This is a genomic window from Paenibacillus sp. NPDC058174, assembly GCF_042883865.1.
Taxonomy (GTDB): domain Bacteria; phylum Bacillota; class Bacilli; order Paenibacillales; family Paenibacillaceae; genus Pristimantibacillus.
On record NZ_JBHVUY010000001.1, the window covers coordinates 1695186 to 1708567 of the forward strand.

13 protein-coding genes are annotated in these 13382 nt (G+C 51.5%); 2 read left to right on the forward strand and 11 right to left on the reverse strand.

Going from position 1 to position 13382, the window contains the following annotated elements; all coding sequences use genetic code 11:
* The 6 genes from hemH to ACFVVF_RS07825 all read right to left on the reverse strand — a co-directional run bounded on the left by hemH (position 1) and on the right by ACFVVF_RS07825 (position 6341).
* Entirely contained in the window at positions 1 to 954 is a 954-nt protein-coding gene (gene hemH / locus ACFVVF_RS07800) for a ferrochelatase (RefSeq protein ID WP_387806899.1), read from the reverse strand.
* Positions 947 to 2017, reverse strand: a complete 1071-nt coding sequence (hemE, locus tag ACFVVF_RS07805) for a uroporphyrinogen decarboxylase (protein ID WP_387806900.1) — start codon at positions 2015 to 2017, stop codon at positions 947 to 949. The genes hemH and hemE overlap by 8 nt, the downstream gene beginning before the upstream one ends.
* A gap of 203 nt (positions 2018 to 2220) precedes the next feature.
* Positions 2221 to 3012, reverse strand: a complete 792-nt coding sequence (locus tag ACFVVF_RS07810; RefSeq protein ID WP_387806902.1) for a hypothetical protein — start codon at positions 3010 to 3012, stop codon at positions 2221 to 2223.
* Entirely contained in the window at positions 3012 to 3590 is a 579-nt protein-coding gene (locus ACFVVF_RS07815) for a hypothetical protein (protein WP_387806904.1), read from the reverse strand. Before ACFVVF_RS07815 ends, ACFVVF_RS07810 begins: the two co-directional genes overlap by 1 nt.
* Entirely contained in the window at positions 3587 to 4687 is a 1101-nt protein-coding gene (pilM, locus tag ACFVVF_RS07820; protein ID WP_387806906.1) for a type IV pilus biogenesis protein PilM, read from the reverse strand. The genes ACFVVF_RS07815 and pilM overlap by 4 nt, the downstream gene beginning before the upstream one ends.
* 22 nt (positions 4688 to 4709) lie before the next feature.
* A complete protein-coding gene (locus tag ACFVVF_RS07825) occupies positions 4710 to 6341 on the reverse strand; it encodes a hypothetical protein (RefSeq protein WP_387806908.1) in 1632 nt (543 codons plus the stop codon).
* 71 nt (positions 6342 to 6412) lie between these two features.
* Between ACFVVF_RS07825 and ACFVVF_RS07830 the strand changes: the two genes are divergently transcribed.
* Together ACFVVF_RS07830 and ACFVVF_RS07835 are read left to right on the forward strand one after the other, a co-directional pair.
* On the forward strand, positions 6413 to 6904 hold the full coding sequence (locus ACFVVF_RS07830; protein WP_387806910.1) for a type IV pilus modification PilV family protein: 492 nt from the start codon (positions 6413 to 6415) through the stop codon (positions 6902 to 6904).
* A 24-nt stretch (positions 6905 to 6928) separates the two neighbouring features.
* Complete coding sequence (locus ACFVVF_RS07835) at positions 6929 to 7426, forward strand: hypothetical protein (RefSeq protein ID WP_387806911.1); 498 nt, start codon at positions 6929 to 6931, stop codon at positions 7424 to 7426.
* Here ACFVVF_RS07835 and ACFVVF_RS07840 read toward each other — a convergent pair.
* The 5 genes from ACFVVF_RS07840 to ACFVVF_RS07860 form a co-directional block, all read right to left on the reverse strand.
* Positions 7423 to 8196, reverse strand: coding sequence for a prepilin peptidase (locus ACFVVF_RS07840; RefSeq protein ID WP_387806913.1), 774 nt, complete (start codon positions 8194 to 8196; stop codon positions 7423 to 7425). The genes ACFVVF_RS07835 and ACFVVF_RS07840 overlap by 4 nt on opposite strands.
* A 710-nt stretch (positions 8197 to 8906) precedes the next feature.
* Positions 8907 to 9254 (reverse strand): prepilin-type N-terminal cleavage/methylation domain-containing protein, encoded by a 348-nt coding sequence (locus ACFVVF_RS07845; protein WP_387806915.1) that lies wholly within the window; start codon positions 9252 to 9254, stop codon positions 8907 to 8909.
* A 60-nt stretch (positions 9255 to 9314) separates the two neighbouring features.
* On the reverse strand, positions 9315 to 10526 hold the full coding sequence (locus ACFVVF_RS07850) for a type II secretion system F family protein (RefSeq protein ID WP_387806917.1): 1212 nt from the start codon (positions 10524 to 10526) through the stop codon (positions 9315 to 9317).
* 18 nt (positions 10527 to 10544) lie between these two features.
* Positions 10545 to 11582 carry a type IV pilus twitching motility protein PilT gene (locus tag ACFVVF_RS07855; RefSeq protein ID WP_387806918.1) on the reverse strand — a complete coding sequence of 346 codons (1038 nt, stop codon included), beginning with the start codon at positions 11580 to 11582 and terminating at the stop codon, positions 10545 to 10547.
* A 38-nt stretch (positions 11583 to 11620) separates the two neighbouring features.
* Positions 11621 to 13288 (reverse strand): GspE/PulE family protein, encoded by a 1668-nt coding sequence (locus ACFVVF_RS07860; RefSeq protein ID WP_387806919.1) that lies wholly within the window; start codon positions 13286 to 13288, stop codon positions 11621 to 11623.
* Between the last annotated feature and the right edge of the window lie 94 nt (positions 13289 to 13382).

Below are 13382 nucleotides of genomic sequence, written 5' to 3' on the forward strand. Positions count from 1 at the left end.
CTACGCCCTGGCTTCGATTACCGATTCAGCAAGCGTCTCCATATATAACGGATCCCGGTTCAGCATTGCAATCCGCTCCAGCGCTACACCAAGCTCGCCCGCAGCTGCTTTCGCTTCAATGTCGAGATCGAACAATACTTCCAAATGATCGGATACAAAGCCGACAGGCGCAACCAGTACCGCTTTAATGCCGTCTTCTTTAGCCAGAACGTCCAACGTTTCCAAAATGTCCGGCCCCAGCCATGGCTCTCTAGTGCGGCCGGCGCTTTGCCATGTAAACTGCCAATCGCCCTCTGCGATGCCGGCTTTCGACGCTATCGCTGCAGAAGTCTCCAGCAGCTGCTTCTCATAGGGATCGCCAAGCTCGCGAATGCGTTCCGGCAAGCTGTGCGCGCTGAACAGCACTTTGACCGGTTTTGCTCCGCCAGAGCTTGCCTCCAGCCGATTCAATCCGTCCGTTACCCGCTCCGTCAGCGCCTGCAAGAGCTTCGGGTGCAAATGATAGGATTCAACGAACGACATCGCAATTCCGCTGGCGTCAGCTTGCTCCTGCGCTCTTTTTATGTAAGACCCTACACTCATTGTGGAAAAATGCGGCGCAAGCACGATACCAACCGCCTGCTTTACTCCGTCCTCTGCCATCTGCGTAACGCCATCTTCGATATAAGGGCTTGCATGCTTCAGTCCTTGGTAGCAAACGTAGCGTCCCGGAGCAAGCTGCTCCAGCTTATCCTGCAGTCCGGCTACTTGCCCGTTCGTATTCTCACGCAGCGGGAATACGCCGCCGACAATCGCCTCATAACGGCCCTTCAGATCAGCCAGCTGCTCCTCAGTTGGCGGGTGGCCGCGGCGGATATGCGTGTAGTACGCCTCAACATCATCCAAGCTTTGCGGCGTTCCGTAGGACATAACAAGTACGCCGATCTTACCGTGATTTGCAGTCATCTCAGACATGGCTCGTTTCCTTTCCATTTCGTGCAGCGATTTTTTGTTCCGAATACGTATGAATAAATGTGGTCAGTTCAGTCAGCTTCTCCAGCGACGCTTCCGGGAACAGCCCGTGGCCCAGATTGAAAATAAAGCCCGGCTGCTGGAGGCCTTGATCGATAATTGCTGCGGCATGAGCCTCAATCGTTGACATCGGCGCCGTCAGCACCGTCGGATCCAGATTGCCCTGTACGGCAAAACTGCCGTTCAGCCTGCGGCGTCCCTCTGGAATCGATACGCGCCAATCCAGCCCGATTACATCGGCCTTCACTGCGCTTAATTCCGGCAGCAGCTCCCCGGAGCTTACGCCAGGGAAATAAATTTTCGGCTGCGGCAAATCGGACAGCTCCGCGAAGATCCGCTCGATCGTCGGCAGCACGTACTTCCGGAAATCAGCAGGTGTCAAAGCGCCTACCCAGCTGTCGAACAGCTGAAATGCTTTGCCGCCGTTAGCCATATGGGCGCGCAAATAGGCGATAACCATGTCGCCCAGCTTGTCCATCAGCTGATGCCATACTTTTGGCTCGCTGTACATTAGCGCTTTCGTGCGCAAATAGTTTTTAGAAGGACGTCCTTCAATTAAATAGCTTGCAATTGTGAAAGGTGCTCCGGCAAACGTAATGAGCGGCACTTCCAGCTCCCGGTCCAGAATCCGGATCGTCTCCAGCACATGGCCGAGATCGCCTTCCACATCAATCGGCTTCAATCTCTCAACGTCGGCTGCGCTGCGAATCGGATTCGCGATAACCGGGCCGATGTTGGCTACGATATCGAAATCGATGCCAATCGATGCGACCGGATTCATAATATCGGAATATAGAATAGCCGCGTCTACACCCAGCTTGCGAACCGGCATCATCGTAACTTCCGCTGCAAGCTCCGGCTGCTTGCATATTTCTAGCAGCGTATACTTCTCTTTGATTTTACGGTATTCAGGATCATAACGTCCTGCTTGACGCATGTACCAGACCGGCACACGGTCCAAAGTTTCCTTCCGGCATGCCCGAATGAAACGGTCATTATAGCTCATTCCCGTTCCTCATTTCTTTAATTATTCGTTATGTTCCATTATGCCCGTTTTCGTTAGCCCTAACAACCGTTAGCGTTTACTTTCCTATGACAATAGTATGACAATCGGCTCTGCCTTATCATGAAGAATAGATGAACAAATGATTTTGTTTGATGAAAAAAAGCCCGCTCTCCTGTCAAGAGATGCGAGCCTATTCTGGACTTCTAGTTATTTGCAGCTGTATCCCAAGACAGCTTTCCATACTTGGATTTCAAAGCTTCCATCTCATCCGTTTTCGCTTCGGAAGCTGTATTAACCGCCCCGCCCAGCTCCTTGGCATAGGCAGGAAGAGAATAGAAGGCAAGCTTCATATCGAGCGCATACACCGGCAAAGACGGATTGATATAGGAATTATTCTTCAAATCATCGGTAAGATCCGCTTCCTTCAACAGCTTGATGCTCCATTGCTCAATCGCAATAAGACGCTCTTCGCGTTGGGCGTTGCGAATATATTGCAGCACGTTTTCCATATGTCCGGCGACCGTGATGTGAATCGTCTGGCTTATGACCTGGCTTCCGGCAGCGGCACTTGCGCCTTCATTCGCTGTGGTTGTAGCTGCTGCCGGATCAACTAATAAACTGTCTGACTGCGAATTGCTCAAAGCGGTCTCTTGCGAGAAATCGACGAGCGGTGCTTTAGATGCCTCGGCCAATTTAACAGCAGTCAGCAAAATCCCGGAGTCTTTCGGATAAAAGGGAGCCTTGTTCGCGAGCTGCCGGATTGCTTCCTCGGAAATTACATCTGTCGTGAACTGCGCCTGCGCCGTCAGCACGTTCTGCTGCTGGAGCGCAGCTTCGGCCTTTCCATTCCGCAGCTCCAGCCATGACGGCAGCAGGAAGAGCAAAGCTGCCACGATATTGACTGCGACAATAACGATGACCAGGATCACTGTTGCATCTAGGCCTCTTTTTCCTGCAGCAGGCTTTGCAGGGGCTGTCTTCATTTGCAGCTCCATTATCGTCCAGCCTCCTTCACGGCCGGATTCAATTGAACCTCGACAACCATTTTGTAAGGGAATTGGCTCGACTCATTATCCGGACCGCCGCTCGTCTTTTCGCTTTCCTTCCGGTATGCGCTAACTGTAGTTGTGCGCAGAGCGGGCGCTTCCTCCAGCTTTTTAAGGTAATTCATGCTTTCCTGGTATACCGAGAACACAAGCTCCGCTTGAATCAGCTTGCCGTCCTCGGAAATACCGATATAATTCGCCTTCGCTTTATCTGGCAAATAACCGACTACAGGAGACAGGTAAGGCAGCCATTCCGGCCGCTCCTCTTCCAGTTTCGCTATAGCTGCAGAAGCTTGCTGGTACTGTTCTGCTTTGGCCCGGGACATGCCGGCACTTTGCAGTCTTGCAATCTCGCTTCGGCTTTCCGTGACGATGGAGGTGAAACGCTTCGCTTCATCCTTCCATGTCATGCCGTAATACCATTGCCCGGCGACAGTTACGACGGCTAACAGAACAAGAAGTGATAGAAGCAGCGGACTCCCTTTGATCCGGGGCGCCTTAGGCGGCAGCAGGTTGATCGATCTCATCCTTCTTTCCCCCTTAAAGCGAGGCCTAGCGGCACAGCATAATCTGAATAGCTCCAGCCGTCCGCCGCGTCCGTCACATTTAACCCGCTCCAATTGGGCTCTACGACCGGCTGTCTCAGGTTCGAACGCAGACCTTCAAGCAGCTTATCCATTCCCTCGATATCTCCTGTTACGATAATAGATTGGAAATGCCGGTCACTCGCCGTCAGCGTATAAAAGTAAAAATTCATGAGCCGCTCCAGCTCCGAGGCAAGATCCTCCACCGCATTGTCGAAGGTTTGCTCCGGCGAGGCGAAGGCGGACAGCCACTCTCGGCTCTCTCCCTCGGCTCCTTCCGTTATCGATTTGAATGAAATTTCAGCCGTCCGGGTCATTCTGAACACGCCATCCTCGATGATCGTAAGCTCCGAGCTTGTCCGGTTCACATCGACGATCAGATGCAGGCCGTTCAGCATCGTTTTCGTTTTTTCCAATAGCCGGATCATTGCAAAAGCTTTAATCTCGAAGCTGTCCGGAATCAGCTTTAATTTGATGAACAGCTCATTATAGGTCTCCAGCACTTGAAGCGGAGCCGCCGCCACAAGCACATCTGCCAGCGACTGGCTGCTTGCCGGCTCAGCCGTAGTCGCAGCAGCAGCTGTCTCGAGCTCTGCCGAAGGGACAGGACTAGCCGTTTTGTCCGCTGTATTCCGGCTTGTACCCAGCCTCACAAAATCATAATGCGGCTGCTCAAAGGCAAGATGCACATTATGCTTCATTTCATACTGAACCAGCTTTTTCAGCTCATGATGGGGAATATCAGGCAATTGAAGCAGCCGAACCATCGTCGTTGGACTCGGAATAGCGAAATGGACATGTTTCGCTCCGATTTTGTTAACCGCAAGCAATTCCTTCAACGTGCTTTGCATCGTCTCCATCTCGATGATGCGGCCATCCTTGACAGCTCCCGCCGGCAGCGGGGCCGCAGCATAATTGACGATACGCAAGCTGCGGTCTCTTTTCTCCCTGATCTCGCAAAGCTTGATTGCCTCATCGGTTATTTCAATGCCCACGGAGTGATGGCCTTTATTTAACTTGCGCAGCAGCGATGCTATCAACCGGTTACCCTCCTAACCCTTCTTACAGAATGCAGATTACATTGTCGAAGTTTTGCCATTTCATATAATCCTCGAATGCGGTATTTCCGCCAACCATGAAACCTTTCATTTTACTGACTGGAATGCCGCCAGATCCTTTAGAATTAGATATTTCCTTGAAGGTCGCATTGCCAAATACGATAAAATAACCGTTCATGCTAACTCCGCCAGGCTTAATATTGTTTTTCATGACGAAATCCCCGCGAACGATGAAATCCTTGCCTACTGTAACGGAGCTAAGCCCGGATTGATTAATAAAGCTTCCTTGAATCGCAATGGAACCGCCAACGATTAACTCCTCTACTTTATTCGTGAAATCTACGCTGCCTTTCGCAATGAAATTTTGCATAATCTCGAATTTGGACAAGGAGCTTCCGAAGGAAATATTGCCTTTGACGAGCATGGAGCCCTTCACTGTCCAGGAATCAGATACAGTGTTCGCAGCTGTCAGCTTGCCTCCCACGATCAGATCACCAAGAACGGTAAACTTCCCGATCGAGTTTCTAATCTCAAAATCTCCATTGATGACGAGATCGCCTTCCACCACGATTTCCTTGCTATTGCCGCCCGTACCGACGATGGCGTTGCCTCTGACATAAACGTCGCCTTTGAAAACAACCTTGCCCGACACTTCCTGCACTTCCAGATTGCCGCCGACATTCGTCTTTCCGTCTAGCGTCATGCTGTCATTGTGCCGCCACAGACTTAAATTTCCGGCAGATTTGACTGCGTAGCCGTCCTTCGGCGATATGATCATCGGGCGGTTTCTGTCCGCTTGCTGCAGCTCAACGTGACCTGCATAAGGGCCGATCGTCGCAGAAGCGGTTTTCACCAGATTCGCTCTTTCCGTCACTGTGTTGCCAATGACTTGTGCAGCCGCCAGCTTCGCTTCCGTCTTGGACTTGAAAATCTCCTTCAGATAATAGTCCGCGTAGGCGCCAAACTCATCCTCAAAAGCGCCTCCGCCCGGGTAGTTATTCTCAATGAATTTTTTCTGATTCGTTGGCACGACTACCGGATTCGGCGCACATTCACAAAACAAATTGTTAAAGGTCGTATTGTTCATAATGACTTTCCGTTCGCCGCCGATGGCCGGAGCCGTTGGACTTGGAGACGGCGTTGGCGTCGGTGCCACAGTGGGAACAGGGGTCGGCGTCGGAGCAGGGGTTGGCACAACCGTCGGAATCGGCACCGGCTCGGGTACGGTCAGACTATAGCTCACCTTGCTGCTTCTCTTCTGATTCCCTTCTCCGTTATGCGCGTAAAAAACAACGGATGTCGGCACGCCGGCTTCCTCGATTAATACGATATTGTCGATACCGAGCTCTGACTTCATGCCCTGCATGCTGTCCACCAGCTTCAGGATATCCTCGCCGCTGTAGGGGTAGTATGGATTCGTGTTGTTGGCTTTCAGTATGCCGTACATTCGGTCAAATACCATCATCGCCGACTCTGCCCGGTTAAACGAAACCTCTGTATTGCCGTTCGTCTTGACCTGCAGCAGTCCGGTACTCGTACTTGCGGCCAAAGGCGTAATGATTAGAGCCATTACGACGATGAAACCGAATGCCATCAGGAGCGTTCCCCCGCGCTCGGAGCGCAAATAATTAACCATTGCCTTTCCCTCCCGGCCATATTATTCTAAAGTAAAGATATGCGAATACTTATAATAATTGGAGGTGCCAAATGCGTAACGAGAAAGGTTTGTCACTGATCGAGGTACTGGGTTCTATCGTCGTTCTTGGCATTGCCGTCCTTGGCATCGCATTTATTTTGCAGCAGGGCGCTTCCCATTCCAAAAGCAATGAAAAGCTCGATCAGTCCGTTCAGCTCTCGCGAAATGTAATCGAGGAGATTAAAGGCAAGCTGAACAGTCAATCCAGCACAGTGCTGTATGGACAAGCCGTCTCGCTCTCGACGCTGCGTAACAGTTCCTCTGCAACCTTGCCTGTTATCTACTATCCAAACAGCAGCGAGCAGGAGCGAAAGTATAAAATCCAAATTCAAAGCGTTGGCCATTCGCTTGGTCAAGTGGAAATAAAAAATGGCACTCACGAGGGTGTACCCCATACCGCGACGTATAACACCGGTGATTTCATCCGCCATGTGCGTGTCACCTGCACTGAATTGACAACGCTTCGTGAATTCACCCTGGATGCCTACATCCCTTATTCTTAAAATTGATAACCGGAGGCGATCCCAATGGTACGAGTGGTACGAAATGAAAAGGGCTTAACGCTTGTTGAAGTTACAGCCACCCTAGTTCTTACCGTTGTCATCCTTAGCGGGCTGATTTTTCTGCTGAATCAGACAAACCTGGGCGTCTCGCAAATTCAGAAGCGGGAGTCGGTTATGAAAGAATCCCGTACCATTATGAACAACTTAGCTGCTTCGGCACGGCGCGGCGGCTTTATCGCAACTAAGCCTGACGAGCGGACGCTTCAGTTCAGCGGCTCCGGCGGCCAATATGTATATTATCGATTCGAGCCTTCCACGAGCGCCTTATCCGTAACCTACCGGCTGAAAAATGACAACGGCGTTCTTGCAGCCAATTCGACTTCGGTTACCCTTTCCGAGCATGTTCAAGATTTTACGATGAAATTGGCCGGCCCCTCAGTCGAGGTCGAGCTGGCAATGTCGCTGCCCAACAACCAAATTCATCGCACCTCCTCAATCGTCAATCTAGTCAAAAGCGGCTAAAACGACAGCAGTGCTAAATACCAATTCGCCATACCGTCTCCCCACAAGTAAGCCGCTATAGCGCCGAGTGCGATGTAAGGTCCAAACGGCAGCGTTTTTCCCCGCGTATGGCCTCCTGCTGCAATCAGCAGTAATCCTCCGATTAATCCAAATAAGCTGGCGAGAAATAGACTAAGCAGCGTCAGCTTGACACCCAGCACTAGGCCGATAAATGCGTAAAGCTTAATGTCGCCTCCACCCATCGTCTCTTTCTTCAACACCCAACTGCCTAACAAAGCTATTGCGAGCAGAGCTCCGCTTCCGGCAATAGCTGCAATTCCGTAATTCCACATCGGGAGCGGATGAATGAACAAGCGAATAACAATCGCTCCAAGCACTCCGGCCGCCACCACTTTATTTGGAATAATCTTGTCGGTTAAATCCGTTTGCGTAATGATAGAGAGAATTGCAATGAGCCATAGCGCTGCTATCAGTTCCGGCTGTGACCCCAGTTTAAAGGCAGCTATAGCGAAAAATAGTGCCGTTGCAGCTTCTCCTGCGGCATAACGCCACTCCAGCGGTCTGCTGCATGACCGGCATCTCCCTGCTGAAGCAAGAAAGGGCAGCAGTTGGATGACAGCATAGGCTCGCGGCCGATGCTTGCCATGCGCACAATACGACGGCGGATAAACCGATGGCAGCCGTTTATCCCAATGAATGGCTACCGCATTCAATAGCCCGCCCAGCAGCAAGCCCGCTAACGATACAATTAGAACTGCCCAAGCTGTCATTCCCACCCCGCCCTTGAATAAGGATAAGAAAGGCAACCGGGGGCTGCCTTTCTAGCTGCCTGAGAGGATCTCAGGAGCTTTGTTTATCGATTTAACAGAACATGCGATGCCGGTATCCGCTAGCAGATCAATATTGCAGAAAGTACTCTGCTCTGATCGCCTAGCTCATCACTCACACCTAGCACCACGCATTTCACTCCTCGCCCGCATTCACACTATGAACTCCAAGTAACATTTGTTGAACGGAAAGCTAGTTAGGATAGCTTTGCGGCGAGGATTTAGTTCTTTCTGAATCACTTTTCTGCTTCCGGGTCAAGTTTGCTGAGCCCTGCGCCGCTGTTAACAAATCAAAATGCAAATCTGCAGTTTGTAAGCCGCTTTTCTGCCGATTTATCGCCTCGAAATGCAAATGTGCATTTTGATTAGCTTAAAACAGCCTCAAAGAGTAAAATCCGGCGATTTCAAATGTACTTTTACATTTTAAACGCGATTTTCGGCCTTTTTGCGTTCATCAGCCTGCACTTTTGCATTTTGATCTTTGTTAAGCATCATGGGGCTAGTCCATAAAAGCCAATCTAGTATCTTCGTGCTACTAATCGTATTCGAACTACAGTCGGTCCGTCAGGGGTAGAAAGGCCATTGAGAAATCCGACAGCCTCTGGACACTTTAAAAAGACAACCAAGGTTGCCTTTTCACAGTGTCATTACTACTATTCCAATTTAATATCCCACTTGTTTGCATTAAACGATGCGTCAAATTTAGTTTTAGTTTTAGAAGTGTCATTCCATTTCGGAGCTGCATTCAAATAACCATCTGCTATAAGCTTTGATATAAGTACACCACTTTGTGTTTGACTAACATTAAGATCAATTACATAACGTAATGCCGCATCTGTTATCATGGCTTCAGTTGCCTCATCAGCCTTCTCCTTCGACTTCGCAATCGTGCCGCCAATCGCCGGAATCGCGATCGCTGCGATAATCCCCACAATAACCAATACCGCTAGAAGCTCGATCAGCGTCAAACCTTTTTCATTTCTTTTCAATGCCATCAACATATTAAATCTCCTCCCGTTTTTGACCCTATTATTTATTTGGTAGAGCATTAAAACCGCAGTTTATAAATAGCTTTGCATCATTTTGAATGATGGCGTCATAACCGCCAGCACGATGACGCCGACGATCGCCGTCAGTATGATGATCATGATGGGCTCCAGCAGCGATTTAAGCCGCTCCGCCATCTGATCGACATCGGCCTCGTAGAAATCCGCTACCTTCTCCAGCATGTCGTCGACAGCGCCGGAGCGCTCGCCGATCGCCAGCATCTGCGTCACCATCGGCGGGAACAGCTTCGACTGCTTCAGCGGCTCCGACATCGCTTCGCCGCCCAGCACCTTCTCGCGAATCTCGCCGATCACTTTGCTGATTGCTTCATTTCCGACAACATGCGAGACGATAGTCAGCCCCTGCATGAGCGGCACGGCCGCCGTCACCAGCGAGCTGAACGTCCGGGCAAAGCGGGCCAGCGCCTGCTTATGCCACAGCTTACCGAATACCGGAAGCTTCAGCTTGAGCAGATCGAGCCGTTCGCGGCCCTGCTGGGAGCGCCGGATGATTTTCACCAGTGCAAAAGGAAGAATCATAGCTGCCAGTACGATATACCAGAAGTTTTGCATAAACTCGCTGACCGCCATAACGATCCTTGTAGGAAGCGGAAGCTCAATGCCCATTCCCTCGAAGCTGACGGCATATTGCGGGATGACGAACAGCATGAGGAAAATAACGACGACAATCATCAGCACGAGCATGATGGCCGGATACACCATCGCCGATTTGACCTTTTCCTTCGTATTGCGTTCTTTTTCGAAAAAGACGGCGAGCCGCTCCAGCATGACATCCAAATTACCGGCTACTTCTCCCGCATGCACCATATGGATGAATATCGGGGAAAAGACGGTCGGATGCTTGGCCGTTGAATCCGATAACTGCGCTCCGTCCCGCATATCGTCAGCAATTTCGCCAAGCAGCTTGGCGAACGTTTTGCTGGAGGTCTGCTCGCTTAGGATCTGAATCGCCTCAACCAGACTAACGCCTGCGCGGTACATCGTTGCAAGCTGGCGGCAGAAGACGGTGAAATGCTCTGTTCCGACGCGTGGTCCGCCCAGCGAAATATCGCGATACAGCACGCTGTCGTTCGTATCGATCAGATCGGTAACCCAAAGTCCCTTCTCGCTTAACGCTTCTCTTGCCCGTTGGATCGTAACCGCTTCGAGCATTCCGTTTGACCGTTTGCCTTGAGCCGTTACAGCCTTATAACGGAATTTCGGCATGCCTCATCACCTCCAGCCCTATAACTCTCCAAAGCCGATAACCGCTTCCTTCGCATCCTCCAGCGTTACCACCCCGCGCTGCACCAGCTCTCGCAGCGCAAGCTCCAGCGTCTGCATTCCCAGCTGCCTGGACGTTTGCATGACCGAACGGATCTGATACACCTTCTCCGACCGGATCAGGTTGGCGACAGCAGGCGTATTGACAAGAACCTCGAAAGCTCCTGTCAAGCCGCTGCCGTCCCTGCGGGGCAGCAGACGCTGCGAGACGACCCCAATGAGCACCGATGCCAGCTGAATGCGGATTTGCGCCTGCATGCCGGGAGGGAATACGTCGATAATACGGTCTATCGTTTGCGGCCCGTCGGCTGTATGCAGCGTGGCGAACACCAGATGCCCCGTCTCAGCCGCGCTGATAGCTGTACTAATCGTCTCTAAATCACGCATCTCTCCGACGAGCACGATGTCGGGATCCTGCCGGAGCGCCGCCCGCAAGCCGTGGGAAAAGGAAGGCGTGTCCAGCCCGATCTCGCGCTGATTGACCATCGACCGCTTATGATCATGGATGAACTCGATGGGGTCTTCCAGCGTTATGATATGAGCGCTTTGCTTGCGGTTCAAAAAATCGATAATCGACGCTAGCGTCGTCGATTTGCCGCTGCCTGTCGGCCCTGTTACCAGCAGCAGCCCTTGCGGCTTCAGTGCAAACTGCCCAATAATTCCGGGTAAGCACAGCTCCTCCATCGAAGGAATCCGGCTAGGCACGATGCGAATCGCCAGCCCGACGCTGCCGCGCTGCTTATAAGCATTAATCCGGAATCTCGCTACGCCCGGAATGCCGTAAGAGAAATCCAAATCGCCCTGCTTAACAAAAGCTTCATATTGCTCTTCAGACAAAAGTTGCTTAGCTAGTCCCTCCGTGTCCGAAGGCTTCAGCACCTGATCATTGTAAGGGAGCAGCCGGCCGTGAACCCTTAATACGACCGGCGAGTTAACCGTGATGTGAATATCTGATGCTTGCCGTTCCTGTGCAGAACGCAAAATATCAATGATCGTCATACGCAATTTCCTTCCCGCCTGCGGCGACGCTTAGACGCTTAATCAGCCTTACCCAGCACGCGAAAAACTTCGGTCAGCGTCGTATGGCCTTCTGATGCCTTGCGCAAGCCGTCCTCCATAATCGGAACCATCCCATTGCTTAAAGCATGCTCGTAATATTCATGATCGGAGCGCTTGGCCAAAATCATCGAACGAAGCCGGTCATCAACAGGCAGTATCTCTTGAATAGCCATTCGGCCTTTATATCCGCTTAATCCGCATTCCCCGCATCCCTCGCCTTTGAACAGCCTTGCTGCTTCAAAACGGACTTTCGTCAGAACCGCCCGCTCCTCTGCGGAAGGCTCGTAGCTATGGGAGCAATGCGGACAAATGCGCCGGACAAGACGCTGGGCGACGATGCAGGTAAGAGAGGACGATACGAGAAACGGCTCCACTCCCATATCGACCAGCCGTGTAATTGCATTAACCGCGTTATTCGTATGCAGCGTGCTAAGTACAAGATGGCCCGTCATGGCGGCCCGCACAGAAATTTCGGCCGTCTCGGAATCGCGAATTTCCCCGATCATGACGATATTCGGGTCCTGCCGCAATATCGCGCGCAGGCCGCGGGCGAACGTCAAGCCGGTTACCGGATTGACCTGAACCTGATTGACACCCTCCAGCTGGTATTCCACAGGGTCCTCAATCGTGATGATGTTGACGTCCTCCCGGTTCAAATGCCCCAAGGCGGAATAAAGCGCAGTCGATTTGCCGCTGCCTGTAGGTCCGGTAATTAACACAACACCGTTGGCGGATTCAATCGCTCCCTTGAACAAGCGATAGTTGTGCTCCGATAGCGACAGCTTGGAAATATCGGCCTGCGAGGCACTCAAATCGAGTACCCGGATAACGACTTTCTCGCCATGCACAGTAGGCAGCGTAGATACCCGCATATCAACCTTACGGAAATCGATATCCAGCTCAACCCGGCCGTCCTGCGGCAGCCGCCGTTCAGCTACGTTCAGATTGGCCATAATTTTAATCCGGGCAATGATGACGCCGTGCATGTTGGTCGGCAGGTTGCGTTCCGTCCGCATGACGCCGTCTACCCGGTATCGGATGCGGAAGTTGCCGTCCTGCGGATCTAAGTGAATATCGCTTGCTCCCAGATGGACAGCTTGGACGATAATTTGATTGACGGTTTTGACGACGGGCGAATTCTCGTCCTGAATGGCCCGCTCATCGTCTAAATCCTTTAATTGCAGGTTTTGACTGATCTGTTCGATTGTTTCGGAAAGGCCATAATAACGATTGATGGCCCGAACCAGCTCTTCTCGTGCAGCGATAACCGGTTCTACCCTTAATCCGGTTGCGATCCGGATCTCATCGATCGCGAAGTAGTCCAGAGGATCCGCCATAGCGATAACTAGTCTGTTGCCGTCCATGCGGAGAGGAAGGACGCAGTGCTGGTCTGCCAGCTTTTGCGTCATAAGCTGAATGATTTTGGGATCGATCTTCTGCCGGTATAACTGCACATGGGGTATGCCTAACTGAAACTCCAGAGCTTCGATGAATTGCTGCTGTGTAATGATGCCCATGCTGATCAGTACGTCACCGAGCCGGGACTTTGTATCTCTCTGCTGCTCCAGCGCCTCATGCAATTGCTGCTCAGTGATGACGCCGGATTCCAATAGCAAATCTCCGATTCGCTTGCGTGTGCCGGACATCGCGCCCCACCCTGTCTATTAGTATCTTTTTGCTAGAATTAACCAACGTGAAACTGATTCTATTAAATCAATTTAACGTCGTTTCGTCAATGAC

What these genes read in the sequence shown, in the direction of transcription:
- ACFVVF_RS07835 (WP_387806911.1), top strand. Translation starts at nt 6,929, where the DNA reads ATGGTACGAGTGGTACGAAATGAAAAGGGCTTAACGCTTGTTGAAGTT.
- ACFVVF_RS07850 (WP_387806917.1), bottom strand. Translation starts at nt 10,526, where the DNA reads ATGCCGAAATTCCGTTATAAGGCTGTAACGGCTCAAGGCAAACGGTCA.
- ACFVVF_RS07840 (WP_387806913.1), bottom strand. Translation starts at nt 8,196, where the DNA reads ATGACAGCTTGGGCAGTTCTAATTGTATCGTTAGCGGGCTTGCTGCTG.
- ACFVVF_RS07845 (WP_387806915.1), bottom strand. Translation starts at nt 9,254, where the DNA reads ATGTTGATGGCATTGAAAAGAAATGAAAAAGGTTTGACGCTGATCGAG.
- ACFVVF_RS07860 (WP_387806919.1), bottom strand. Translation starts at nt 13,288, where the DNA reads ATGTCCGGCACACGCAAGCGAATCGGAGATTTGCTATTGGAATCCGGC.
- ACFVVF_RS07830 (WP_387806910.1), top strand. Translation starts at nt 6,413, where the DNA reads ATGCGTAACGAGAAAGGTTTGTCACTGATCGAGGTACTGGGTTCTATC.
- ACFVVF_RS07815 (WP_387806904.1), bottom strand. Translation starts at nt 3,590, where the DNA reads ATGAGATCGATCAACCTGCTGCCGCCTAAGGCGCCCCGGATCAAAGGG.
- ACFVVF_RS07810 (WP_387806902.1), bottom strand. Translation starts at nt 3,012, where the DNA reads ATGGAGCTGCAAATGAAGACAGCCCCTGCAAAGCCTGCTGCAGGAAAA.
- ACFVVF_RS07855 (WP_387806918.1), bottom strand. Translation starts at nt 11,582, where the DNA reads ATGACGATCATTGATATTTTGCGTTCTGCACAGGAACGGCAAGCATCA.
- ACFVVF_RS07825 (WP_387806908.1), bottom strand. Translation starts at nt 6,341, where the DNA reads ATGGTTAATTATTTGCGCTCCGAGCGCGGGGGAACGCTCCTGATGGCA.
- hemH (WP_387806899.1), bottom strand. Translation starts at nt 954, where the DNA reads ATGTCTGAGATGACTGCAAATCACGGTAAGATCGGCGTACTTGTTATG.
- hemE (WP_387806900.1), bottom strand. Translation starts at nt 2,017, where the DNA reads ATGAGCTATAATGACCGTTTCATTCGGGCATGCCGGAAGGAAACTTTG.